This window comes from Streptomyces deserti (genome assembly GCF_054782695.1).
The window spans coordinates 127,707-151,148 of sequence record NZ_BAAGRZ010000002.1; the positions used below are offsets into that span (position 1 = coordinate 127,707).

The 23,442-nt window shown below is 71.6% G+C and carries 21 protein-coding genes and 1 pseudogene; 12 read left to right on the plus strand and 10 right to left on the minus strand.

Annotation, left to right across the window (positions count from 1 at the left end):
• A pseudogene (locus tag ACYVMZ_RS06860) lies at positions 1-422 on the minus strand (hypothetical protein); the annotation flags it as partial.
• A 379-nt stretch (positions 423-801) separates the two neighbouring features.
• On the opposite strand from ACYVMZ_RS06860, the gene ACYVMZ_RS06865 reads away from it, so the two are divergent.
• From ACYVMZ_RS06865 to ACYVMZ_RS06875, 3 genes are all read left to right on the plus strand, one after another.
• Positions 802-936, plus strand: a complete 135-nt coding sequence (locus ACYVMZ_RS06865) for a hypothetical protein (RefSeq protein ID WP_461076602.1) — start codon at positions 802-804, stop codon at positions 934-936.
• Positions 937-1,175: 239 nt separating this feature from the next.
• Entirely contained in the window at positions 1,176-2,621 is a 1,446-nt protein-coding gene (locus tag ACYVMZ_RS06870) for a glyceraldehyde-3-phosphate dehydrogenase (RefSeq protein ID WP_461076604.1), read from the plus strand.
• 300 nt (positions 2,622-2,921) lie between these two features.
• Positions 2,922-4,592, plus strand: coding sequence for a protein kinase domain-containing protein (locus ACYVMZ_RS06875; protein ID WP_461076606.1), 1,671 nt, complete (start codon positions 2,922-2,924; stop codon positions 4,590-4,592).
• A gap of 22 nt (positions 4,593-4,614) precedes the next feature.
• Here the strand turns inward: ACYVMZ_RS06875 and ACYVMZ_RS06880 are convergent, their stop codons facing one another.
• Positions 4,615-5,613 (minus strand): LacI family DNA-binding transcriptional regulator, encoded by a 999-nt coding sequence (locus ACYVMZ_RS06880; RefSeq protein ID WP_461076608.1) that lies wholly within the window; start codon positions 5,611-5,613, stop codon positions 4,615-4,617.
• Positions 5,614-5,724: 111 nt separating this feature from the next.
• On the opposite strand from ACYVMZ_RS06880, the gene ACYVMZ_RS06885 reads away from it, so the two are divergent.
• A complete protein-coding gene (locus tag ACYVMZ_RS06885) occupies positions 5,725-6,888 on the plus strand; it encodes a Gfo/Idh/MocA family protein (protein WP_461076610.1) in 1,164 nt (387 codons plus the stop codon).
• A gap of 10 nt (positions 6,889-6,898) precedes the next feature.
• Here ACYVMZ_RS06885 and ACYVMZ_RS06890 read toward each other — a convergent pair whose 3' ends face one another.
• Both ACYVMZ_RS06890 and ACYVMZ_RS06895 read right to left on the minus strand, forming a co-directional pair.
• Complete coding sequence (locus ACYVMZ_RS06890; RefSeq protein WP_461076612.1) at positions 6,899-7,510, minus strand: TMEM175 family protein; 612 nt, start codon at positions 7,508-7,510, stop codon at positions 6,899-6,901.
• A gap of 63 nt (positions 7,511-7,573) precedes the next feature.
• Positions 7,574-8,602 (minus strand): LacI family DNA-binding transcriptional regulator, encoded by a 1,029-nt coding sequence (locus ACYVMZ_RS06895; protein ID WP_461076614.1) that lies wholly within the window; start codon positions 8,600-8,602, stop codon positions 7,574-7,576.
• Between the two features lie 108 nt (positions 8,603-8,710).
• Between ACYVMZ_RS06895 and ACYVMZ_RS06900 the strand changes: the two genes are divergently transcribed.
• The 4 genes from ACYVMZ_RS06900 (at position 8,711) to ACYVMZ_RS06915 (ending at position 12,783) form a co-directional block, all read left to right on the plus strand.
• Positions 8,711-9,868, plus strand: a complete 1,158-nt coding sequence (locus ACYVMZ_RS06900; RefSeq protein WP_461076616.1) for a phytanoyl-CoA dioxygenase family protein — start codon at positions 8,711-8,713, stop codon at positions 9,866-9,868.
• Positions 9,869-9,879: 11 nt separating this feature from the next.
• A complete protein-coding gene (locus tag ACYVMZ_RS06905) occupies positions 9,880-10,671 on the plus strand; it encodes an SDR family oxidoreductase (protein WP_461076618.1) in 792 nt (263 codons plus the stop codon).
• Positions 10,672-10,759: 88 nt separating this feature from the next.
• The gene (locus ACYVMZ_RS06910) at positions 10,760-11,764 is read left to right on the plus strand and encodes a Gfo/Idh/MocA family protein (protein WP_461076620.1); all 1,005 of its coding nucleotides are present in this window, start codon (positions 10,760-10,762) and stop codon (positions 11,762-11,764) included.
• Positions 11,761-12,783: a Gfo/Idh/MocA family protein gene (locus ACYVMZ_RS06915; protein ID WP_461076622.1), complete on the plus strand. Its 1,023-nt coding sequence runs from the start codon at positions 11,761-11,763 to the stop codon at positions 12,781-12,783. The genes ACYVMZ_RS06910 and ACYVMZ_RS06915 overlap by 4 nt, the downstream gene beginning before the upstream one ends.
• Positions 12,784-12,802: 19 nt before the next feature.
• On the opposite strand, the gene ACYVMZ_RS06920 is transcribed toward ACYVMZ_RS06915, so the two are convergent.
• From ACYVMZ_RS06920 to ACYVMZ_RS06945, 6 genes are all read right to left on the minus strand, one after another.
• Positions 12,803-13,216 carry a VOC family protein gene (locus ACYVMZ_RS06920; protein WP_461076624.1) on the minus strand — a complete coding sequence of 138 codons (414 nt, stop codon included), beginning with the start codon at positions 13,214-13,216 and terminating at the stop codon, positions 12,803-12,805.
• Positions 13,217-13,310: 94 nt separating this feature from the next.
• Entirely contained in the window at positions 13,311-14,330 is a 1,020-nt protein-coding gene (locus tag ACYVMZ_RS06925) for a Gfo/Idh/MocA family protein (RefSeq protein WP_461076626.1), read from the minus strand.
• Between the two features lie 21 nt (positions 14,331-14,351).
• Positions 14,352-15,254: a sugar phosphate isomerase/epimerase family protein gene (locus tag ACYVMZ_RS06930; protein WP_461076628.1), complete on the minus strand. Its 903-nt coding sequence runs from the start codon at positions 15,252-15,254 to the stop codon at positions 14,352-14,354.
• Between the two features lies 1 nt (position 15,255).
• Positions 15,256-16,167, minus strand: a complete 912-nt coding sequence (locus ACYVMZ_RS06935) for an ATP-binding cassette domain-containing protein (RefSeq protein WP_461076630.1) — start codon at positions 16,165-16,167, stop codon at positions 15,256-15,258.
• Positions 16,168-16,172: 5 nt separating this feature from the next.
• The gene (locus tag ACYVMZ_RS06940; protein ID WP_461076632.1) at positions 16,173-17,249 is read right to left on the minus strand and encodes an ABC transporter permease; all 1,077 of its coding nucleotides are present in this window, start codon (positions 17,247-17,249) and stop codon (positions 16,173-16,175) included.
• Positions 17,249-18,268: a sugar ABC transporter substrate-binding protein gene (locus tag ACYVMZ_RS06945; protein WP_461076634.1), complete on the minus strand. Its 1,020-nt coding sequence runs from the start codon at positions 18,266-18,268 to the stop codon at positions 17,249-17,251. Before ACYVMZ_RS06945 ends, ACYVMZ_RS06940 begins: the two co-directional genes overlap by 1 nt.
• 315 nt (positions 18,269-18,583) lie before the next feature.
• On the opposite strand from ACYVMZ_RS06945, the gene iolC reads away from it, so the two are divergent.
• The 4 genes from iolC (at position 18,584) to iolD (ending at position 23,436) form a co-directional block, all read left to right on the plus strand.
• A complete protein-coding gene (iolC, locus tag ACYVMZ_RS06950; RefSeq protein ID WP_461076636.1) occupies positions 18,584-19,561 on the plus strand; it encodes a 5-dehydro-2-deoxygluconokinase in 978 nt (325 codons plus the stop codon).
• Positions 19,562-19,780: 219 nt separating this feature from the next.
• Positions 19,781-20,659 carry a Cgl0159 family (beta/alpha)8-fold protein gene (locus tag ACYVMZ_RS06955; RefSeq protein ID WP_461076638.1) on the plus strand — a complete coding sequence of 293 codons (879 nt, stop codon included), beginning with the start codon at positions 19,781-19,783 and terminating at the stop codon, positions 20,657-20,659.
• Between the two features lie 15 nt (positions 20,660-20,674).
• Complete coding sequence (gene iolB, locus ACYVMZ_RS06960; protein WP_461076640.1) at positions 20,675-21,568, plus strand: 5-deoxy-glucuronate isomerase; 894 nt, start codon at positions 20,675-20,677, stop codon at positions 21,566-21,568.
• Positions 21,565-23,436, plus strand: a complete 1,872-nt coding sequence (gene iolD, locus ACYVMZ_RS06965; RefSeq protein WP_461076642.1) for a 3D-(3,5/4)-trihydroxycyclohexane-1,2-dione acylhydrolase (decyclizing) — start codon at positions 21,565-21,567, stop codon at positions 23,434-23,436. The genes iolB and iolD overlap by 4 nt, the downstream gene beginning before the upstream one ends.
• The last annotated feature ends 6 nt before the right edge of the window (positions 23,437-23,442 follow it).

Here is a 23,442-nt window from a genome sequence, read left to right on the forward strand (position 1 = left end):
TTCTCCTTGTCCTCGTCCTTGTGGTTCTCCGAGTCCTTCTTGGAGCTCCACTCGTCCTCGTTCGCCAGCGTCAGCGCGCCGCCGCCCGTGTGCATCCCGCCGTGCGGCTTGTCGTGCTCCTTGGAGTCCTTCTCGTGCTTGCCCGAGGACTCCTCGTAGCCCTTCTCCTTGTCCTCGTCCTTGTGGTTCTCCGAGTCCTTCTTGGAGCTCCACTCGTCCTCGTTCGCCAGCGTCAGCGCGCCGCCGCCCGTGTGCATCCCACCGTGCGGCTTGTCGTGCTTGCTGTCCTTGTCATGCTCCTTGCTGTAGGAGGAGTCGTCGTGGTCCCACTCGGCCACGGTGTTGGCGTAGGCGGCCGGCGCGGCGAGCGCGAGGGCGGCCGTGGCCGTCGCGGTGGCGAGCAGCGTGCGGGCTGAGCGCATGTGAGATTCCTTCCGTCGCGGCCATGCAGCTGACGCCTTATCAGCTGTTACGACAAGGCCTTGACGTGATCCACCGTCAACCACTCCTGGACGTCGCACCATCCGAGAGGTTCACTCGGGTTAATGCACCACCCCGACGGCGGCATCTGTTCCCGGACGGGGGCACGAGGCACCCGCGGCACTCTCCCCGCGCGCGAACCTCCCCCGGGCGCGTGCGCAGGGCCGCGCGCCGACGGAGACGGCGGGGAATCGACGGCCGAGGAACGATGATTCCCGCAGGTCAGCGGCCGGGGAGGAGGCGGGCCACGCGCGGGCCCGGGGCGCGAGCCCGTCGGCCGAGCTGGGCGGATACAACCGCAGCGGCGACGCCCACCACATCGTGGCGCCCCGCGCGGACGGCTCCGCCGCGGCCCGCGCGGTGACCACCGCGCTGCGCTCGGCGGGCCTCGCCCCCGAGGGCACCTCGCACGTCGACGCGCACGGCACCGGAACCGACCTCGACGACGCTGCCTAGGCCGCCGCCCTCAAGGCGGCCCTGGGCCAGGCCGCCGAACGCGTCCCGGTGACCGCCACCAAGTCCCTGACCGGTCCCTGACCGATCCCTGACCGGCCACACGCTCGGCGCGACCGGCGCCATCGAGGCCGTGGCCGCCGTACGCATACCGGGGCATCCCGGCCGGATGACCCCCTGCGCATGACTCGAAACAGCGTGCGGTTAGCATATGAGCGCCACCTAGCTCGAAAGATAAGCCTGTGACTGTCAACGACGACTCGTTCACCAACTGGAAGAACCGCGAGGAGATCGCGGAGTCGATGATCCCGATCATCGGGAGGCTGCACCGGGAGCGGGACGTCACCGTCCTCCTCCACAGCCGCTCCCTGGTGAACAAGTCGGTGGTCAGCATCCTCAAGACCCACCGATTCGCCCGGCAGATCGCCGGTGAGGAACTCTCGGTCACCGAGACCATGCCGTTCCTGCGGGCCCTCACCGCGCTCGACCTCGGCCCGTCCCAGATCGACATCGGCATGCTCGCCGCGACGTACCGGAGCGACGACCGCGGCCTGACGGTGCAGGAGTTCACCGCCGAGGCCGTCGCCGGTGCCACGGGAGCCAACAAGATCGAGCGCCGCGAGCCGCGCGACGTCGTCCTGTACGGCTTCGGCCGTATCGGCCGGCTCGTGGCCCGCCTGCTCATCGAGAAGGCCGGCTCCGGCAACGGGCTGCGGCTGCGCGCCATCGTGGTACGCGGAGGCGGCGAGCAGGACATCATCAAGCGCGCCTCGCTGCTGCGCCGCGACTCCATCCACGGCCAGTTCCAGGGCACGATCACCGTCGACGAGGCGAACAGCACGATCCTCGCCAACGGCAACGAGATCAAGGTGATCTACGCCAACGACCCGTCCGAGGTCGACTACACGGCGTACGGCATCAAGGACGCCATCCTCATCGACAACACCGGCAAGTGGCGGGACCGCGAGGGACTGTCGCAGCACCTGCGGCCCTGCATCGACAAGGTCGTCCTGACCGCGCCCGGCAAGGGGGACGTCCCCAACATCGTGCACGGCGTCAACCACGACACCATCAAGCCCGACGAGCGGATCCTGTCCTGCGCGTCCTGCACCACCAACGCGATCGTCCCGCCGCTGAAGGCGATGGCGGACGAGTACGGCGTGCTGCGCGGCCACGTGGAGACGGTCCACTCGTTCACCAACGACCAGAACCTGCTGGACAACTACCACAAGTCCGAGCGCCGGGGCCGTTCCGCGCCGCTCAACATGGTCATCACCGAGACCGGCGCCGCCTCCGCCGTCGCCAAGGCGCTGCCCGGCCTCAAGGCGAAGATCACCGGCAGTTCGATCCGTGTCCCGGTGCCGGACGTCTCGATCGCGATCCTCAACCTGCAGCTGGCCCGCGAGACCACCCGCGAGGAGGTCCTCGACTACCTCCGAGGCGTCTCGCTGACCTCGCCGCTCAAGCGTCAGATCGACTTCATCAGCGCACCCGACGCGGTCTCCAGCGACTTCATCGGCTCGCGCCACGCCTCGATCGTCGACGCCGGCGCCACCAAGGTCGAGGGCGACAACGCGATCCTCTACCTGTGGTACGACAACGAGTTCGGCTACTCCTGCCAGGTCATCCGTGTCGTCCAGTACGTCTCCGGAGTGGAGTACCCGACGTACCCGGCACCGGCGGTCTGATCCCTGGCCCGGTCCGGCGCCCTGACCTCGGGGCGCCGGACCGCCTGCCGTACCCGCCTCCCCTTTTCCCGGGGCCCTCACCGGTAGCCAGGGGAACCTCCCGGGACCGGCGACCGGCGACCGGCGACCGGCGACCGGCGACCGGCGACGAACGATTCAAGCCATCCGGCGTGACCCGTGTGCCGGAAGTGCTGGAAAGGCTGAACGTGTGCACCGGCTGGGCTAGCCTCGTCATCCCTTGAGGGCGAACTGACGTACGGCGAACATCACTTCGGGGGACGCGTGTCACAACAGCGGCCGATGCCGCCGGGCTCCGCGGCGCGTGAGGCTGCCGCGCTGCGGCGGACCGGCGCCTCACCCCTGCGCCCCGGCGACCCGGGCCGCATCGGCCCCTATGTGCCGCTGGCACTGCTCGGCAGCGGCGGTATGGGGCGGGTCTATCTCGCCCGCCCCGCGGACGGCGGTCCCGGTCTGGTCGCGGTCAAGGTGATCAGGCCGGAGTACGCGGACGACCCGAACTTCCGGCGCCGGTTCGAGCGTGAGGCGTCGGTGCACGCCCGGGTCCGCACGCGGCACACACCGAGGCTGTGCGGCACCGGATTCCAGGACGAATTGCTGTGGATGGCCACCGAGTACCTGCCGGGCCTCGATCTGGCGGAAGCCGTGCGCGAGGACGGTGCGCTGCCGGTCGCGGCGGTGTGGCGTCTGGTGGCGGAGCTGGGGCAGGCGCTGGCCGACCTCGCCGCCGCGGAGATCGTGCACCGGGATCTGAAGCCCTCCAACGTGCTGCTGTCGGTCCGGGGCGCGTACGTGATCGACTTCGGGCTGTCGAAGGCCGTGGACGCGAGCGCGCTCACCGGCACGGGCAACCGGGTGGGGACTCCCGCCTACATGTCGCCGGAACACCTGAGGACCGGCACGTGCGACACGGCGTCGGACGTGTTCTCGCTGGCCGGGACGCTGGTCTACGCGGCGACGGGACGGGCTCCGTTCGGCGACGGCACGGGTGTCGACGTGATGCACCGAGTGGCGTTCGAGGAGCCGAACGAAGAGCTGATCGGTGACATCGCGGCGAGGGACGCGGCACTCGGTTCGCTGCTGTCCGCGTGCCTGGCCAAGGAGCCCGCGCGGCGGCCCACACCGCGGGACCTCGTCGACGCGGCCGGGGGACACGTCGACGATGCGGCCGTCTGGCCCGAGCCGCCGGCCGGCACGGTGCTGGCCCGCCAGCGGGCGTACGAGGTGCTGTGCCGCCTCCCCGTCGAACAGAGGGCCGGCTTACGGTCTGCGGACGACCGGCCGAAGACGATGCGGCCGACCCCTGACAGCCCGACAGGGGGCTTACCCGCGGGGGCACGGAAGAAGCCGATGCTGGCCGTCGCCGCCGGGATCGCCCTGTGCGCGGTGGCGGCGGGGGTCTTCGTGCTCACTCGTCAGGACCCCCCGGCGACCGCTTCCCCCGGGGCCAGTGCGACGGCCGGCGGCACCGTGCCCGGCGACGCCTCCCGCTCACCGGCGCCGGGCACCGCCTCCGGCCGGACACCCACCTCCGGCAAGAGTGCCGACGGCGCCGCCTCGCGTCCCGAGGTCTCCCGCTCCACCGAGGCCGGACGACGCCCCACGCCCTCCGCTCCGCCTGGCCCCGGCCCCGGTGCCGAGCGCACCACCCCCGCCGAGACGACACCGGCCCCGAGCAGCCCTCCCCCGGAGCCCGCCGCCCCGCCCTGGATCACCGACTGCACGCACTACTCCGGCAACGGACGCACCCGCCAGGGGCACAGCGGCCACCGCGTCCTCCAGGTGCAGTGCATGCTGACGGAACGCGGGTACAACGTGGGCAGCACCGGCGTCGACGGCGACTTCGGTCCCGGAACGGAGGCCGCGGTGCGCAGCTTCCAGGCCGACAAGGGGCTGGACGCCGACGGCATCGTGGGACAGGAGACCTGGGCGGCACTGCGCGGCCCGGAGTGACGCTCCCGCGCCCGGGGACGGGTCAGGGCGGCGGCGCCGTGGTCCCCCGGATCTCCAGCGTCGGCGCGGCCAGGTGGACCCGGCCCGCTCCCCCGGGCCGTTCGAGGCGGTCGAGGAGGCAGCGGGCGGCGCGGCGCCCGACCTCGTGGCTCGCGTTGTCGACGGTGGTGAGCCACAGGTGGCGCAGCCGGGAGATGCTCGTGTTGTCGTAGCCGACCACGGACACGTCGCGGGGCACGCGCAGGCCCAGTTCCTCGGCCGCCGACAGGGCGCCGACGGAGGCGATGTCGTTGACGGCGAAGACGGCGGTGGGGCGGCCGGGACGGCTCAGGAGGCGGACGGTCGTGCGATAGCCGCCCTCCTCGGTCATGTCGCTGGGCTCGACGAGGGCCTCCTCCGCCAGGCCGTGGGCGCGCATGGTCGTCTCGAAGCTGCGGCGGCGCAGCTCGCCGACGGCTCCGTAGCCCGCGATGTGCGCGATACGGCGGTGGCCGAGACCGATGAGGTGCTCGGTGACCAGCCGCGCGCCCTGTTCGTCGTCACCGGCGACCCGGTCCACGCCGGGCGGCACGGGCTCGCGGGCGCCCGCCAGCACGACCGGTATCCGTTCGGCGACGGCACCGAGGGCCGCCGGGTCGGGCAGCGTGCCGACCACCACCAGGCCGTCGACCCGCAGGTCCAGGAAGGGGTCGGCCGGGTCCTGGCCGGTGCGGCGGTTGAGGCGGGCGTCGGCGAGCAGCATGCGCAGGCCGCCCGCGTGCAGCAGGGAACCCAGGCCGTCGAGGAGGTCGACGAACCAGGGGTTGCGCAGGTCGTTCAGGAGGACGCCGACCGTGCGGCTGCGCTGCTCGCTGAGGCTGCGGGCGGCGGCGTTGGGCCGGTAGCCGAGCTCGCGCACGGCCCGCAGCACGGCGTCCCGCTTCTCGGGCCGCACCTGGTCGGAGCCGCGCAGCACCAGCGAGACCAGCGACTTGGAGACACCGGCCCGTTCGGCCACGTCGCGGATCGTCGGCGGTCGCATGGGATGGACCGTTCCATGAGGCCGTGCGGCTTGTCAAAGGGTTGACATCGGTGGGTAGGCGCGCTCAGGGTGGCCTGGACAGGTTCTGGAACGGTCCAAAGAGGGGCTCTCATGGTGGACACGCTCGGCGTCGCCGTCGTCGGATTCGGCTGGATGGGGCGGGTGCACACCCAGGCGTACGCGCGCGTGGCGCACCACTATCCGCGACTGCCCCTGCGTCCGGAGCTGGTGACGGTCGCCGAGGAGGTGCCGGGCCGGGCCGAGGAGGCCGCCGCGCAGTTCGGCTTCGCGTCGACGGCCCGCGACTGGCGGGAGGTGGCCGCCGATGCGCGGGTGCGGGCGGTCAGCATCACCGCCCCGAACTTCCTGCACCGCGAAATCGGCGTCGCCATGGCCGAGGCCGGCAAGCACATCTGGATCGAGAAGCCGGTGGGGCTGACGGTCGAGGACGCCCGGGCCGTCGCCGACGCGGTCGCCCAGGCCGGAGTCCAGGGCGCGGTCGGCTTCAACTACCGCAACGCGCCCGCCGTCGAGGCCGCCCGCGACCTGATCGCCTCCGGCGAGATCGGCACCGTCACGCACGTCCGCATCCGCCTGTTCAGCGACTACGCGGCCCATCCGGAGGGTGCCCTGACCTGGCGGTACGAGCGGGAGCGCGGCGGCAGCGGGGTGCTGGGGGACCTGGCCTCGCACGGCGCGGACCTCGCCCGCTTCCTGCTCGGCGACATCGCCTCCCTGACCGCCGACACGGCGATCTTCCTGCCCGAGCGGGCCCGCCCGACCGGTGCCACGGCGGGCCACTCCCGGGCCGTCGGCGGCGAACTCGGCCCGGTCGAGAACGAGGACTACGTCAGCTGTCTGCTGCGTTTCGCCTCCGGCGCGCGCGGTGTCCTGGAGGCCTGCCGGGTCTCGGTCGGCGAGCAGAACAACTACGGCTTCGAGGTGCACGGCACCCGGGGCGCGGTGTTCTGGGACTTCCGCCGCATGAACGAACTGGCCGTCAGCCGCGGTACGACCTACCAGGACCAGCCCGTCAGCACGGTGTACGTCGGCCCGGGCCACGGCGAGTTCGCCGCCTTCCAGCCGGGCGCCGCGAACGCCATGGGCTACGACGACCTGAAGGTCATCGAGGCCCACCGTTTCCTGCGCTCGATCGCCGAGGGCACGCCGTACGGGGCCACGCTCGCGGACGCCGTGCACAGCGCGGCCGTACTGGACGCGATGACCCGGTCGGCCGGCAGCGGCGCGTGGGTCACCGTGGACCCGCGGGCGTGACGGTGAGCGGTCAGCGCGCCCTGCGGGCCCGTCGGCCGAGTGAGACCTTGGCCGGGATCAGGGCGAGCCACCACCACGCGGCCGCGGCCCCGATCAGCGCGGTCAGCGGAATGGTGAGGAGGAACACCGCCACCGTCGTGGCGAGGTCGAGGGCGTAGAGCGTGTATCCCCCTTCGGGGGCCTTCCCGCCGCGCAGCCAGGGACGTTTGGCCAGGAGGACCACCAGCGCGAGGTGGGCGGCGCCGAGTACGGCGACCGCGGCGGCGTAGATGGCGACCGAGGCGGGTTCGTCGCCGTACTCGGAGACCAGCCTGGTGGGGAAGGGCAGGAGGGCCACGGCGCCGAGGCCGAGGAGTGACAGGGTGATCACCTGTCCGTCGACCTGCCGGACGGTGTGGAAGATCCTGCGGTGGTCGCGCCAGAAGCCGCCCAGCACGGCCACGCTGAGCGCGTAGGCCCCGAGGTCCGGGAGCAGTGCGCGCAGCGCCTCGTGGTACTGCCCGGAGTCCAGTCCGTGCGGCACGGAGAGGTCCAGGACGAGCAGGGTGATGGCGATGGCGAACACGCCGTCGGCGAGCGTCACCAGTCGCTCCGGCCCGCCGTCCGGGATCGATTTCCACATGCGCACGACGGTAGGGAGCCGGGGCCCGCCGAGCGGCGATACACGCCCGGGCCGCTCCCGGCGTCACCGTACGGGCGTCGGCATGTTGTACGGCGTGACCACCTGGATCGCCGAGGGCAGGGTCGGCCCCGCGGGCGGCAGGGCGCCATGAGCGCGCATCACGATGTGGCAGGCCTCGCGCATGTCCTGGCCCAGGTCGTGGTGGAGCACGGCGGACAGGCGGTGCTCGCGCAGCAGCCGGGTGTTGTCGTGGTCCAGGTCGTGCGCGACGAACACGGCGCACTCGCGGCCCAGGTCCTCGAAGGCCTTCAGCGTGGCGATGTTGCCGCCGCCGATCGAGTAGACCGCGCGGATGTCCGGGTCGCGTTCCAGGGCGGCGCGCACGAGGTCGTACTGGGTGGCGTCCAGGCCCTGGCCCTCGGCGATCTCGACGAGCGTGCGCTCCGGGTGCCGGGTGCGCATGGCGCTGCGGAAGCCCATCTCGCGCTCCTCCTCGTTGCGGAAGAAGCCGCTGCTGAGGCTGGTGAGCACATTGCCGGGCCGGTCGCCGAGCCACTGGCCCATGAGATAGGCGGCGGTCGCGCCCGCCGCCCGGTTGTCGATGCCGACGTAGGCGAGGCGGGGACTGGCGGGCAGGTCGGTCACCAGCGTCACCACCGGGATGCCCGCCGCCTCCAGCCGGCCGACGGCGGCGGTGACCTCGGGGACGTCCGGAGCCTTGAGGATGACGCCCTGCGAGCCGCGCCGGGCGATCCGGTCCAGCGTGCCGACCAGTTCGCCGACCGGGCCGGTCTCGCGGAAGTGGAAGCGGGAGCGCAGCACGGCCGGGTGCAGGGACGGCAGTTCGGCTTCCAGGGCGGCGCGCACGGCGGTGGTGAACCGCTCCGGTGCCTGCATCACGATGTCCACCATGAAGGTACGGCCGACGAGCCTTACCTGAGTGCGCTGCCGGTCCAGGTCGGCGATCGCCCGGTGGACCTCCCGCGCGGTGCTCTCCCGCACCCCGCCCCGGCCGTTGAGGACCCGGTCGACGGTGGCCTCGCTCAGGCCCGCCTGACGTGCGATCTCCCGGATCGGGAAGGGGTGGCCCATCGAGACGCTCCTTGAAGGGTTTTTGATGGCTTCCTGCTGGTTGTTCGAGGGGTTTGTACTGACAAGAATGACAGGGCTGCGTCGCTCCGTGACCCCGAAGGGACGACGATGTCCTTCACTTCCGTACACCGCCGCCGCTGGCTGTCCGAGCAGGACTGCGACCTCGACGCGTTCCGCGCGCTGGTCGAGCAGGCGACCGACCCGACCGACTACCCGCACGCCTGTGCCGTGGAGCGGAACGTGCCGGTCTACGACGCGGGCCTGATCGAGGCCGACCGTGTGTTCGAGGCCGAGCTGGTGCGCGCGCTCGCCGACGGCCCCGGCATCGTGGTCTTCCGGGGTGCCTTCGCGGACCCGTCGGTCGTGGACCGGGCCACCGCCGTGTTCGATGCCCTGATCGCCGAGCAGCGCGCCTCGGGCGCCACGGCCGGTGACCACTTCGCCAAGCCCGGCGCCAACGACCGGGTGTGGAACGCGCTGGAGAAGGCCGCGCTGTACGACGCGGAGGTGTTCGCCGACTACTACGCCAACGACGTGCTGGCCCTGGTGTCGGCGGCCTGGCTCGGCCCCGGCTACCAGGTCACCTCCCAGATCAACGTGGTCAACCCGGGCGGCGCCGCCCAGACCGTGCACCGCGACTACCACCTCGGTTTCCTGTCCGGCGAGGCCGCCGCCGCGTACCCGGCGCACGTGCACCGCCTCTCCCCCGTGCTGACCCTCCAGGGCGCGGTCGCGCACTGCGACATGCCCGTGGATTCCGGCCCGACGATGTACCTGCCGCACTCCCAGAAGTACGAGCCCGGCTACCTGGCCTGGCGCCTGCCGGAGTTCCAGGCGTACTTCGAGGCGCACCACGTACAGCTGCCGCTCGCCAAGGGCGACGCGGTGTTCTTCAACCCCGCGCTGTTCCACGCGGCCGGCCACAACCGCTCCGCGGACATCCGCCGTATGGCCAACCTGCTGCAGGTCTCGTCCGCGTTCGGACGCGCCATGGAGACCGTGGACCGGGAGGCCGTGGTCAACGCCGTCTACCCGGTACTGCTCAAGCGCAAGGCGGAGGGCGTCGGCGAGCACCGGCTGGAGAACGTGATCGCGGCGAGCGCCGAGGGCTACCCCTTCCCCACCAACCTCGACAGCGACCCGCCGGTCGCCGGTCTGGCGCCGCCCTCGCAGGCGGACGTCGTACGGCGGGCGCTGCGGGAGGAGTGGACGCCTCAGGCATTGCGGGCGGAGCTGCGGGCCGGTACCGAACGGCGAGAGAGCTGAGGAACTGTTTCATGGGACTTCTCGACAACGGGCTTCTGGACGGCAAAGTCGTCCTCGTCAACGGCGGCAGCCAGGGCGTCGGCGCCGCCATCGCGCGGGCCGCGGTCCGCGAGGGGGCGGTCGTGGCCATCACCGGGCGCCGCCCGGAACGCGGTGAGGCGCTGGTGGCCGAGCTGGCCGCCGCGGGCGGCAAGGCCATGTTCGTACGGGCCGACCTCGCGGACGCCGAGCAGGCCAAGGGCTCCGTCGCCCAGGTGGTGCAGGCGTACGGCCGGATCGACTGCCTGGTGAACTCGGCGGGGCTGACCTCGCGGGGCACGCTGCTGGACACCACGCCCGAGCTGTTCGACGAGCACATCGCGATCAACCTCAAGGCGCCGTTCTTCGCGATGCAGGCGGCGGTCGCCGACATGGTGGCGCGGAAGGCGCCGGGCACGGTCGTCAACATCATCACGTCGTCGGCGCACGGCGGGCAGCCGTTCCTCGCGCCGTACGTCGCCGCGAAGGCCGGGCTGGCCGGCCTGACCCGCAACGCGGCGCACGCGCACCGCTGGGACCGGATCCGCATCAACGGCCTGAACATCGGCTGGACCGCGACCGAGGGCGAGGACGCCACGCAGAAGACCTTCCACGGCGCCGCGGACGACTGGCGGGAGCAGGCCGCCGCGCAGCTGCCGATGGGCAAGCTCGGCCAGCCGGACGAGATCGCCGACTTCGTGGTCTTCCTGCTGTCGGACCGGTCCGGGGTCGTCACCGGATCCGTGATCGACTGGGACCAGAACGTGCTCGGCGGCCTGGACTGACCTCTCCTCCGCCCGGACCGACCTCTCTGCGCACGGACTGACCACTCCTCCGCTCGTAAGAACCCCGCACCCAAGGAGCAACACCCCCATGCGTATCGGAATCCTCGGCCTCGGCCGCATCGGCGCCTTCCACGCCGAGACTCTCTCGGGGCTCGACGCCGTCGAGTCCCTCGTCGTCTCCGACCCGTTCGCGGACGCCGCGAAGAGCGCCGCCGAGCGGTTCGGGGCCGAGGTCGCGGACTCCCCCGAGGCGCTGCTGGCCGCCGGGGTGGACGGCCTCGTCGTCGCGGCGGCCACCGACGCCCACCCCGCCCTGATCCGCGCCGGGGTCGAGGCCGGCGTCCCCGTGTTCTGCGAGAAGCCTGTCGCCAGGACCATGAGCGAGGGCGTCGAGGTGCTCAAGGCCGTCCAGGGCAGCAACGTGCCGATCCAGATCGGTTACAACCGGCGCTTCGACGCCGGGTTCGTCGCCGCCCGGGCCGCCGTGCACAGCGGTGAGCTGGGCCAGTTGCACACCGTACGGTCGACCACGCTGGACCCGGCGCCGCCGCCCGCCGCGTACATCGCCGCCTCCGGCGGCATCTTCCGCGACTGCTCCGTGCACGACTTCGACATCATCCGCTGGGTGACGGGCCGCGAGGTCACCGAGGTGTACGCGGTCGGCGGCAACAAGGGCGCCGACTACATCAAGGAGGCCGGCGACGCCGACACCACCGGCGCGATCCTCACCCTGGACGACGGCACGATCGCGGTCGTCTCCAACTCCCGCCACAACGCCCGGGGTTACGACGTCCGCATGGAGATCCACGGCTTCACGGACTCCATCGCCGTCGGCCTGGAGGACAAGCTGCCGCTCAGGTCGGTGGAGCCCGGGGTGACCTTCCCGGCGGGCACCCCGCACGACTTCTTCATGGACCGCTTCACCGCGGCCTACCGCGCCGAACTCACCGCGTTCACCGAGGTCGTCGCCGGCACCCGCCCCTCCCCCTGCACCATCGAGGACGCCCTGGAAGCGGGCTGGATCGCCGAGGCCTGCACCCTGTCCCTGGGCGAGCACCGCCCCGTGACCATCGAGGAGGTACGGCAGGCATGAGCGAACCGGGCCGGGAACCCCTGCGCATAGGTGTCCTGGGAGCCGCGCGGATCACCGAGCGCTCCCTGATCGCCCCGGCCCGGGCGACCGGCCACCGCGTCGTCGCGGTGGCCGCCCGCGACCGCGCCCGAGCGGAATCCTTCGCCGCCGCCCACGGCGTGGAGCGGGTGGCGGGGTCGTACGCCGAGCTGGTGGCCGACCCCGAGGTCGACGTCGTCTACAACCCCCTCGCGAACGGCCTGCACGGGCCGTGGAACCTGGCCGCCCTCGCGGCGGGCAAGCATGTGCTGAGCGAGAAGCCGTCGGCGAGCAACGCCGAGGAGGCGGCCGAGGTGCTCCAGGCCGTCCAGAAGGCCGGGACCGTCTTCATGGAGGCCTTCCACTACCTGTTCCATCCGGTCACCCGGCGCCTGCACGAGCTGCTGGAGTCGGGTGAGCTGGGCGACCTGCGGCACGTCGAGGCGCTGGTCGCGATCCCCGCGCCGGAGGACTCCGATGGGCGTTGGTCGCTGCTGCTGGCCGGCGGCGCCCTGATGGACCTCGGCTGCTACAGCCTGCACGCGCTGCGGATGCTCGCGCCCTGGGCGGGCGGCGCGCCCCGTCTGGTCGAGGCCCGGGGCGGGGAGCGCGCCGGCGCGCCCGGTGTCGACGAGTGGCTGGACGCCGACCTGGAGTTCCCCGGCGGCGCCACCGGCTCCGCCCGCTGCCACATGGCCTACGACGGCCTGGACATGAGCATCCGCCTGGTCGGCTCGCGGGGCGAGGCGACCGCGCCGAACTTCGTGCTGCCGCAGAGGGACGACCGGGTCGTGGTCCGCACGCCCGGGGGCGAGCGCACCGAGCGGCTCGGCACGCGCTCCTCGTACACGTACCAGCTGGAGGCGTTCGCCGCGCGGGTGCGCGACGGTGCCGCGCTGCCGCTGGACGCGCGGGACGCGGTGACGACCATGCAGCTGATCGACGCCTGCTACCGCGCGGCCGGCTTCGGGCCCCGGCCGCGTACCCCGCTCACGGGCTGAACGGCCGGGTCCGTCCGGGTCAGGCCGCCGGCTCGCTGATGTTCACCATCCAGGGAATGCCGAACCGGTCCGTGCACATGCCGAACACATCGCCCCACATCTGCTTCTCCAGCGGCACGGACACCGAGCCGCCGGCGGACAGCTTCTCCCAGTAGCCGCGCAGCTCGGCGTCGTCGTCGCCGCTGAGGCTCACCGAGAAGGTGTTGCCCGGCTGGTACTCCATCCCCGGCGGGGTGTCGGAGCCCATCAGGGTGAAGCCGCTCGGGGTCTCCAGCATGCCGTGCATGATCTTGTCGGCCTCCGGAGTGCCCTCCTGCTCCAACTCACCGAAGGTGTGCAGCGACAGGGTGCCGCCGAACACCTCCTTGTAGAACTCCATCGCCTGCCGGGCGTCGCCGTCGAAGCTGAGGTAGGGGTTGAGACGCGCAGCCATGGAAACCTCCCGCGACGGGATGAAGGGGTCAGTGCTGTGCACGCTATAGCGCGGCACGGACAACGGCCTGCCGAGAGGGTCCGGCGGAGCGCCCTCAGTGGTACAGCGCGGGCTTCTCCACCAGGTCGACCTCCACCCGGCCGCCCTCCTCCAGCGCACGCACCCCCGCCTCGCACACGGCCGCCGCGGCGTAGCCGTCCCAGGTGCTGGGGCCGGTGACCTCGCCCCGGCGGGTGGCGTCGACCCAGGCCTGGATCTCGCGGTCGTAGGCGTCGGCGAAGCGCTCGGTGAAGTCCTGGGCGATGGTGCCGCCCCAGCGGCCGGCCATGTTGGTGACCAGGGCGTGGCCGTCGCCGACGCGGGCGGTGCCGCGTTCGCAGACCACCTCGGCCTGCACCTGGTAGCCGTAACCGCAGTTGACGAAGATCTCGACGTCGGACAGCGCACCGCCGTCGGTCTCCAGGACGACGAACTGGGGGTCCAGCAGGTCGTCCGGGGCGTTCGCGGACGGGGTCGGTCGCAGCACGGTGACGGCGGTGATCTCCTGCCCGAGCAGCCAGCGGGTCGCGTCCACCTCGTGCGCCACGGAGTCGGTGATGAGCATGGAGCTGGTGAAGAAGGGCGGGCTGGCCACGTTGCGGTGCCGGTTGTGCAGCATCAGCGGGCGGCCCAGCTGCCCGGTGGCCAGCAGCGCCTTGAGCTTGACGTACTCGGCGTCGTAGCGGCGCATGAAGCCGACCTGGACGCGGCGGTGGCCGAGGGCCTGTTCGGCTTCGAGGACGCGCAGGGCGGAGGCCGCGTCCGGGGTGAGCGGCTTCTCGCACAGCACGGGCAGGTCGCGCTCGAACGCGGCGAGCAGCGCGGCCTCGTGGGCCAGGCCCGGGGAGGCGATGAGCACGGCGTCGACATCGGCCGCCGCCAGGGCGACGGCCGGGTCGGTGTAGGCCGTGCAGCCGTCGACGCGGGCCGCGACGGCCTTGGCCCGCTCCGCGTCGACGTCCACGACGGCGGTCACCCGTGCCCCGCTGATGACCGTCTGGATCCGGCGCACGTGGTCGGCGCCCATACGTCCCGTACCGATGACCGCGACTCCGAGGGGGGCTCGCTCAGCCATGGCCGCCGTCCTTCCGGTTCGTCAGGCGCCGCAGGAACGAAGGAACTTGCGGGTCCGCACCGCGATGGGCAGCGGCTTGTCCGGATCGCAGGGGTACATGTCCTGCTCGACGATCGCGAAGAGGTCCACGCCCAGCTTCTGCGCGGCCTCCAGCACCGGCCCCAGCTCCGGGACACCGGACGGCGGTTCGCACATCACGCCGCGCTGCACGGCGGGCCCGAACGGCACCCCGCCCGCCCGGACGTCGGCCAGGATCTCCGGGTCGACCTGCTTGAGGTGCAGGTAGCCGATGCGCTCGCCGTACGTCTCGATCAGCTTGACGCTGTCGCCGCCGCAGTAGGCGTAGTGCCCGGTGTCCAGGCACAGGTTGACCAGGTCGGAGTCGGTCGAGTCGAGGAACTGCTCGACGTGCTCCTCGGTGTCGATGTGGGTGTCGGCGTGCGGGTGGACGACGATGTCCAGGCCGTACGTCTCCTTCACCTGCCGGCCGAGGCGTTCCATGCCCTGGGTGAGGTGGCCCCACTGCTCGGTGGTGAGCTCCGGCGGCTCCAGGATCTCGGCGGTCTTGTCGTCGCGCCAGAACGACGGGATGACGACGAGGTGCCCCGCGTTCATCGCCTGGGTGAGGGCGGCGACCCGGCTGACCTGCTCCCAGGTGGACTCCCACTCGGAGGGGCCGCGGTGCAGGCCGCAGAAGATCGTGCCCGCGGAGACCTTGAGGTTCCGCTTGGTCACCTCGTCGGTGAGCCGGGCCGGGTCGGTCGGCAGGTAGCCGTACGGGCCGAGTTCGATCCAGGAGTAGCCGGCCTCGGCGACCTCGTCGAGGAAGCGTTCCCAGGGCACCTGCAACGGGTCGTCGGCGAACCAGACGCCCCAGGAGTCGGGGGCGGAGCCGACCCGGATGCGGTCGAGCGCGGGGGCCATGTCAGGACTTTCCTTCCGGAGATGCCGCTACGGGGGCGGTGAGGTCCTCCTCTTCGGGGAGTTCCTCGACGTCGACGCCGCGGACCTGTGCCAGCTCGTGCTTGAGAGCGGCGAGTTCGGCGCCGCCGGCCATGTGGTTGGTCAGTTCTTCGAGGCTGACCCGGTCGCGGGAGGCGGACAGTTCCATGGTGCCCAGGCGCAGGACACTGAAGTGGTCGCCGACCATGTAGGCGTGGTGGGGGTTGTGGGTGATGAAGATGACGCCGAGGCCGCGGTCGCGGGCGGCGGCGATGTACTTCAGCACCACACCGGACTGCTTCACGCCGAGGGCGGCGGTCGGCTCGTCCAGGATGAGGACGCGGGCGCCGAAGTAAACGGCGCGGGCGATGGCCACGCACTGGCGCTGGCCGCCGGAGAGGGTGCCGATGGGCTGCTCCAGGTCGTCCAGGACGATGCCCATGTTGCGCAGCTCTTCGTCGGCGGTCTTCTTCATCCGCTCGATGTCGAGGCGGCGGACGGGCCAGGGGCCCTTGGTCATCTCCGAGCCGAGGAAGAAGTTGCGCCACACCGGCATCAGGGGGACGACGGCGAGGTCCTGGTAGACGGTGGCGATGCCCTTGTCGAGCGCCTCACGCGGAGTGCTGAAGCGTACGGGTTCGCCGTCGACGAGGAACTCGCCCTCGGTGTGCTGGTGCAGCCCGGAGATGATCTTGATGAGGGTGGACTTGCCGGCGCCGTTGTCGCCGAGCACACAGGTCACCTTGCCGGGATGCACGGCCAGGTCGACGCCGTGCAGGGCACGGATGTTGCCGTAGGACTTGCCCGCGTCGCGGAGTTCGACCAGGGGACGGTCCTCGGCGGGGGGCTTGTCTTCGAGGATGGCCCCGTGGGTGCCGGTTTCCTTGCTTGTCATTCCGCTCACCTCCGGGTCGCCGTGCGCTGGACCCACAGATTGATCAGGACGGCGCCGAGGAGCATCACGCCGAGGAACGCCTTGAACCAGTCGGGATTCCAGCCGGCGTAGACGATGCCCTGCTGCACCATGCCGAACATGAAGGCCCCGAAGACCGGCCCGATCGCCGAGCCGTAGCCACCGGTCAGCAGGCAGCCGCCGATCACCGCCGCCGCGATGTAGATGAGCTCCTGGCCCACGCCCTCGCCGGACTGCACGGTGTTGAACGAGAACAAGTTGTGCATGCCGACGAACCAGGCGCCGAAGCCGACCAGCATGAACAGCGAGATCTTGGTGAAGGTCACCGGGACACCGACCGCGCGGGCGCTGTCCTTGTTGCCGCCGACCGCGAAGATCCAGTTGCCGTACTTGGTGCGCAGCAGGACCCACGTGGCGATCGCGGCGAACACCAGCCACCACACCACCGTGATCTTCACCTGGACACCGCCGACGTCGAAGGTCGAGGCGAACAGCGCCCTGGCCTGGTCGAAGCCGTCCATGTCGCTGATGTCGTCGGTGGCGACGTTGCCGGTCACCAGCTTGGTGACCGCGAGGTTCACGCCCTGCAGGATCAGGAAGGTGCCGAGCGTGACGAGGAAGCTCGGCAGGCCCGTCTTGACCAGCATCCAGCCGTTGAACGCGCCGATCGCGAGCGACACGATCAGGGCGACGATCACGCCGACCCAGACATTCATGGTCAGCTGGTAGCTGAGCATCGACGCGGTGAGCGCCGAGGTGATCACGGCGACGCCGGCCGACAGGTCGAACTCGCCGCCGATCATCAGCAGGGCCACCGGCAACGCCATGATCCCGATGGTCGACGACTGGTACAGGATGTTCGCCATCGAGCTGCCGTCGCGCACGGGCGGCGCGGCGAACAGGAAGAAGACGAGGACCGCGACGGCACCGAGGAAGACGCCGACTTCGGGACGGGCGAGCAGGCGCAGCGCCAGGGGGCGCTGCCGGGTCCGCCCGTCGGTCTGCTGGTGGCCGGGAGCCGGCGGTGTGCTCACCGCCGGCGCAGCCTGTTGGGTCATGCTCATCACCGAGTCCCGTTCGCGGCGAACTTGGAGATCTGCTCGACGTTGGACTTGTCGACGAAGGCCGGACCGGTCAGCACGGGCTGCTCACCGCCGCCGCTGTAGTTGCCGTTGTTCTTGTAGAGCCACAGGCCGTCGACGGCCAGGTAGCCCTGCAGGTAGGGCTGCTGGTCCACGGCGAACTGGATGCTGTCGTTCTGGATGGCCTTGATGAGGTCCTTGTTGAGGTCGAAGGTGGCGACCTTCGCCTTGCTGCCGGCGTCGCCGACCGACTGCACCGCGGTCAGCGCGAAGGGGGCGCCGAGCGTGACGACGTAGTCGATGGAGGGGTCCTGCTTCAGCTTGGCGGTGATCGTCGACTTCACGGACGGCATGTCGGTGCCGTTGACGTTCTGGACGTCGAGCTTGCCGTCGAAGGTCTTCTCCACCCCGTCGCAGCGCTGGGTGAGGCCGACGTTGCCCTGCTCCTGGATGACGCAGAGGGCGTGCTTGGCGCCGACCTCGTTCAGCTTCTTGCCGAAGGCCTCACCGGCCACGGTCTCGTCCTGGCCGAAGAACTCCAGCAGGTTGAGGTTCTTCCAGTCGCTCAGGCCGGAGTTGAGGCCGACGACGGGTATCCCCGCCTGCTCCGCCTTGCCGATCACGCTCTTGAGGGCGTCCGGCTTGGCCAGGGTGACCGCGATGCCGTCGACCTTCTGGTCGATCGCGTTCTGCACCAGGTTGGCCTGGTTGCCCGCGTTCGGGTCGGCCGAGTAGATCAGCTTGATGTTGTCCTTCGCGGCCGCCGCCTCGGCACCCTTGCGGACGGTGTCCCAGAAGGTGTCGCCGGGCGCCTGGTGGGTGACGAGGGCGACCGTCATGCGGGGGGTGGTGGCCTTGCCCGCGGAGGCGTTCGCCGCGCCTTCCTCCGACTTCTTGCCCCCAGAGCTGCTGGAGCAGCCGGCGAGGGTCAGGGCGGCTGCCGCGGCCACCGCGACGAAGGGTGCGATTCTGCGGGAGCGGGGGTGAGAAGAGCGGTCCATCTTTCCTGGCACCTCACTGTGCTTTGCGGGGGAAAGGGGGGATCCGAGGTCCGGGGCCCGGAGCCTCGGGAGTCCGGGTCATGCGCCGAAAAAACGGCTGTTGCGCTGGGACGGGATCCAAGTCCCTGGCGCGCCCGCTGTCAATACTTTGTTAAGACATCATTTCACAAGCAGGTCCGAATGTAAGTACAAACTATTGACATCGCCGCCCTCCGAGACCTACACCTGGGAGGCGGCAGGTCCCTGGAGTCCCCGTCCCCACGGTGTCAGGGCGCCCTGGGACCCGCATCCCCACCAGCTCGAGGAGCGTCGCGCATGGCCGACTCAGCACAGTACTTCGACCTGATCACGATGGGCCGCATCGGGGTCGACCTTTACCCTCTGCAGACGGGCGTGCCCCTGACGCAGGTGGAGACGTTCGGGAAGTTCCTCGGCGGTTCGGCCGCCAACGTGGCGGTCGCGGCCGCCCGTCTCGGCCGCTCCACCGCGGTGATCACCCGCACCGGCGACGACCCCTTCGGCGCCTATCTGCACCAGGCACTGAAGGACTTCGGGGTCGACGACCGCTGGGTCACCCCTGTCGAGGCGTACCCGACCCCGATCACGTTCTGCGAGATCTTCCCGCCGGACGACTTCCCGCTCTACTTCTACCGCCGGCCCAAGGCCCCGGACCTGGAGATCCACACCGACGAGCTGGACTTCTTCGCCATCCGCGGGGCCCGCATCTTCTGGATCACCGGCACAGGCCTGAGCGAGGAGCCGAGCCGCTCCGCCACGCTCGCCGCGCTCAAGGCACGCGACAAGGCGGGCACCACGGTCTTCGACCTCGACTGGCGCCCGATGTTCTGGCGCGACCCGGAGGAGGCCCGCCCCTACTACCGCGAGGCGCTGCGCCACGCCACCGTCGCGGTCGGCAACCTCGACGAGTGCGAGGTCGCCACCGGCGTACGCGAACCGCAGGCGTGCGCCGAGGCGCTGCTGGAGGCGGGCGTCGAGCTGGCGGTCGTCAAGCAGGGGCCGAAGGGCGTGCTCGCCGTGCACCGCGACGGCACCCGGGCCGAGGTGCCGCCGGTGCCGGTCGAGGTGGTCAACGGCCTCGGCGCGGGCGACGCCTTCGGCGGCTCGCTCTGCCACGGTCTGCTGTCCGGCTGGGAACTGGAGAGGACCATGCGGTACGCCAACGCCGCCGGCGCCCTCGTCGCCTCCCGCCTCGCCTGCTCCTCCGCGATGCCGACCGAGTCCGAGGTGGACGACCTCCTCGCACGGGCCTCGTCGCCGAGTGCGGCGGTGTGACGTGAGCCGTCCCCGCACCCGGGCCGACGTGAACCGTCCCCGCACCGGGGCTGAGCTGAGCCGTCCCCGTATCCGGGCCGATGTGAACCGTCCCCGTACCCGGGCCGACGTGAACCGTCCCCGCACCCCTGGCCGACGTGAACCGTCCCCGCACCCCTGGCCGACGTGAACCGTCCCCGCACCCCGGGCCGACGAAGCCAACCCCGAACGGAGCCTGACTTGAACCTCAGCATTGCCGACCTCACCGCGGTCCGGGCCCGGAATCCCGAGGCGGTCGCCGAGGCGGCCGCGCGCCGGGCGCGCCGCCCGCTGATCGGCGACAGCGGCCGCCTGATGATCGTGGCCGCCGACCACCCGGCACGCGGTGCCCTCGGCGTCGGCGACCGGCGCCTGGCCATGGCCAACCGGGCCGACCTGCTGGAGCGGCTGTGCGTCGCGCTGTCCCGGCCCGGTGTCGACGGGGTGCTCGCCACCGCCGACATCCTGGAGGACCTGCTGCTCCTCGGGGTGCTGGAGAACAAGGTCGTCATGGGCTCGATGAACCGCGGCGGCCTGGCCGGTGCCGCCTTCGAGATGGACGACCGCTTCACCGGCCACCGCGCCGAGGACATCGAGCGCCTCGGCTTCGACGCGGGCAAGCTGCTGGTGCGCATCGACTACGCCGACCCGGGCTCCCTGACCACCCTGGAGTCCACCGCCCGCGCCATCGACGACATGGCCGCGCGCCGGCTGCCGGTCTTCGTCGAGCCGTTCATCTCCCGCCGCGTGGACGGCCGGGTCCGCAACGACCTGTCCGCCGAGGCCGTCACCCGCTCCATCGCCATCGCCTCGGGCCTCGGGGGCACCTCCGCCTACACCTGGCTCAAGCTGCCCGTCACCGAGGACCCCGACGACATGGCCGAGGTGCTGGAGACCTCCACGCTGCCGACCGTGCTGCTCGGCGGTGAGGTCGGCGAGGACCAGGAGGGCGCGTACGAGCGCTGGCGCAAGGCACTGCGGCTGCCCACCGTCCAGGGCATGGTGGTCGGCCGGTCGCTGCTCTACCCGGCCGAGGGCAGCGTGGAGCAGGCAGTGGACACGGCCGTCGGCCTGTTGTGATCGGAGAGGCAGACCATGACGTACCACCTTCCCGCAGGTAAGGCCCTCGGCGGCCCCTACGTCGTCGACATCACGCCCGAGAAGGCCGGCTGGGGCTACTCCAGCCTGCGGATCCTGGAACTGCCGCCGGGCGGCACGCACACCTTCGACACCGGCGACAGCGAGTGGATCGTGCTGTCGCTCAGCGGGGCCTGCGCGGTCGCCGCCGCCGACGACTTCGGCCAGGACACCTTCGAGCTCCGGGGCCGCCCGGACGTCTTCAGCGGCGTGAGCGACTTCGCGTACCTGCCGCGCGACGCCCGGGCGACCGTCACCTCCGCCGCAGGCGGCCGTTTCGCGCTGACCGGCGCGCGCTGCTCCCGCCGCCTGCCCGCCCGCTACGGTCCGGCCTCGTCCGTCCCCGTGGAACTGCGCGGCACCGGCACCTGCTCCCGCCAGGTCAACAACTTCGGCGCGGCCGGGGTCTTCGAGTGCGACAAGCTCATCGCGGTCGAGGTCATCACCCCGGGCGGCAACTGGTCCTCCTTCCCGCCGCACAAGCACGACGAGCACCGGCCCGGCGAGGAGTCGGTCCTCGAGGAGATCTACTACTTCGAGTTCGCCGCTCACGGCGGCATCCCCGGCCTCGGCTACCAGCGGGTCTCCCCGTCCGGCCCCGGCCGTGACACGGACGTCCTGGCCGAGGTCCGCGACGGCGACGTCGTCCTCATCCCCGACGGCTGGCACGGGCCGTCCATGGCCACGCCCGGCCACCACATGTACTACCTCAACGTCATGGCGGGCCCGGAGGCCGAGCGCGCCTGGCTGATCTGCGACCACCCCGACCACGCCTGGATCCGCGACACCTGGCCCGACCAGCCCGTCGACCCCCGACTCCCCCTCTACACCGCCCCCGAGAGGTCCGCATGAGCCCCGCCACCCGCCGACTGACGACCGCCCAGGCGCTGGTGCGGTTCCTGTCCGCCCAGTACACCGAGCGGGACAGCGTCCGGCGCAGACTGATCGCCGGGACCTGGGGCATCTTCGGCCATGGCAACGTTGCCGGGATCGGCCAGGCGCTCCTCGAGTACGCGGACGAGATGCCGTACCACCAGGGCCGCAACGAGCAGTCCATGGTGCACGCGGCCGTCGGCCACGCCCGCCAGCTCAACCGGCTGTCCGCGCAGGCGGTGACGACGTCCATCGGCCCGGGCGCCACCAACCTGGTCACCGGCGCCGCCCTCGCCACCATCAACCGCCTGCCGGTGCTCCTGCTCCCCGGTGACTACTTCGCCACGCACACCGCCGACCCGCTGCTCCAGCAGCTGGAGCACCCGACCGAGGCCGACGTGTCCGTCAACGACACCCTGCGCCCGGTCTCCCGCTACTTCGACCGCGTCACCCGCCCCGAGGCGCTGATCCCGTCGGCGCTGAACGCCATGCGGGTGCTCGCCGACCCGGCCGAGACCGGTGCGGTGACCCTGGCCCTGCCCCAGGACGTGCAGGCCGAGGCGTACGACTGGCCGGAGGAGTTCTTCGCCGAGCGCGTCTGGTACGTACGACGCCCCGCGCCGGACCCGGTGGAGCTGACGGCGGCCGTCGAGGCGATCCGCTCGGCCGAACGCCCCCTGATCGTCGCGGGCGGCGGCGTCCACCACAGCGAGGCCGAGGAGGCGCTGAGGGCGTTCGTGGAGGCCACCGGCATCCCGGTCGCCTCCACCCAGGCGGGCAAGGGATCGCTCCGGTACGACCACCCCGCCGACCTCGGCGGCATCGGCCACACCGGCACGGCGGTCAGCGACGACATCGCCCGCACCGCCGACCTGGTCATCGGCGTCGGCACCCGGTACACGGACTTCACCACGGCGTCCGGCACGCTCTTCCAGAACCCGGGCGTGCGGTTCGTGAACCTCAACATCACCGCCTTCGACGCCCACAAGCTGGCGGCACGGACGCTGGTCTGCGACGCGAAGGCGGGCCTGGAAAAGCTGGCGGAGGCGCTGGCCGGGCACCGTGTGGCCGAGGGCTACGAGGCCGAGTACCGCGCCGGCAAGGAGCGCTGGGAGCAGGTCGTCGAGGCCGCCTACCGTGCCGACGACGAGAACGCCGTACCGACCCAGACGCAGGTGCTCGGCGCGCTGGACGCGGTCGTGGGCGAGGACGACGTGGTCATCAACGCGGCCGGTTCGCTCCCCGGCGACCTGCACAAGCTGTGGCGCTCCCGCTCCCCCCGCCAGTACCACCTGGAGTACGGCTACTCCTGCATGGGCTACGAGATCCCGGCCGGGATCGGCGTCCAGCAGGCGGCACCGGGCACCACCGTCTGGTCCCTCGTCGGCGACGGCACGTACCTGATGATGCCGACGGAGATCGTCACGGCCGTCCAGGAGGGCCTGCCGGTCAAGATCGTCCTGATCCAGAACCACGGCTACGCCTCCATCGGCGGCCTGTCGGAGGAGACCGGCGGCGAGCGGTTCGGCACCGCCTACCGCTACCGGGCCGCCGACGGCACCTTCACCGGTGCCCCGCTGCCCGTCGACCTCGCCGCCAACGCCGCCAGCCTCGGCATGGACGTGCTGCGCGCCAAGACGGTGCGCGAGCTGCGCGAGGCGCTGGCCACGGCCCGCGCCTCCGACCGCCCCACCTGCGTGTACGTCGAGACCGACCCGGCCCCCACCGCTCCCCCGGCCGAGGCCTGGTGGGACGTGCCGGTGGCCGAGGTCGCCTCCCGCGAGGCGGCCGTCGAGGCCCGCGAGCGGTACGACCACCAGGTCGCCGCACGCCGCCGCCACCTGTAGAACTCC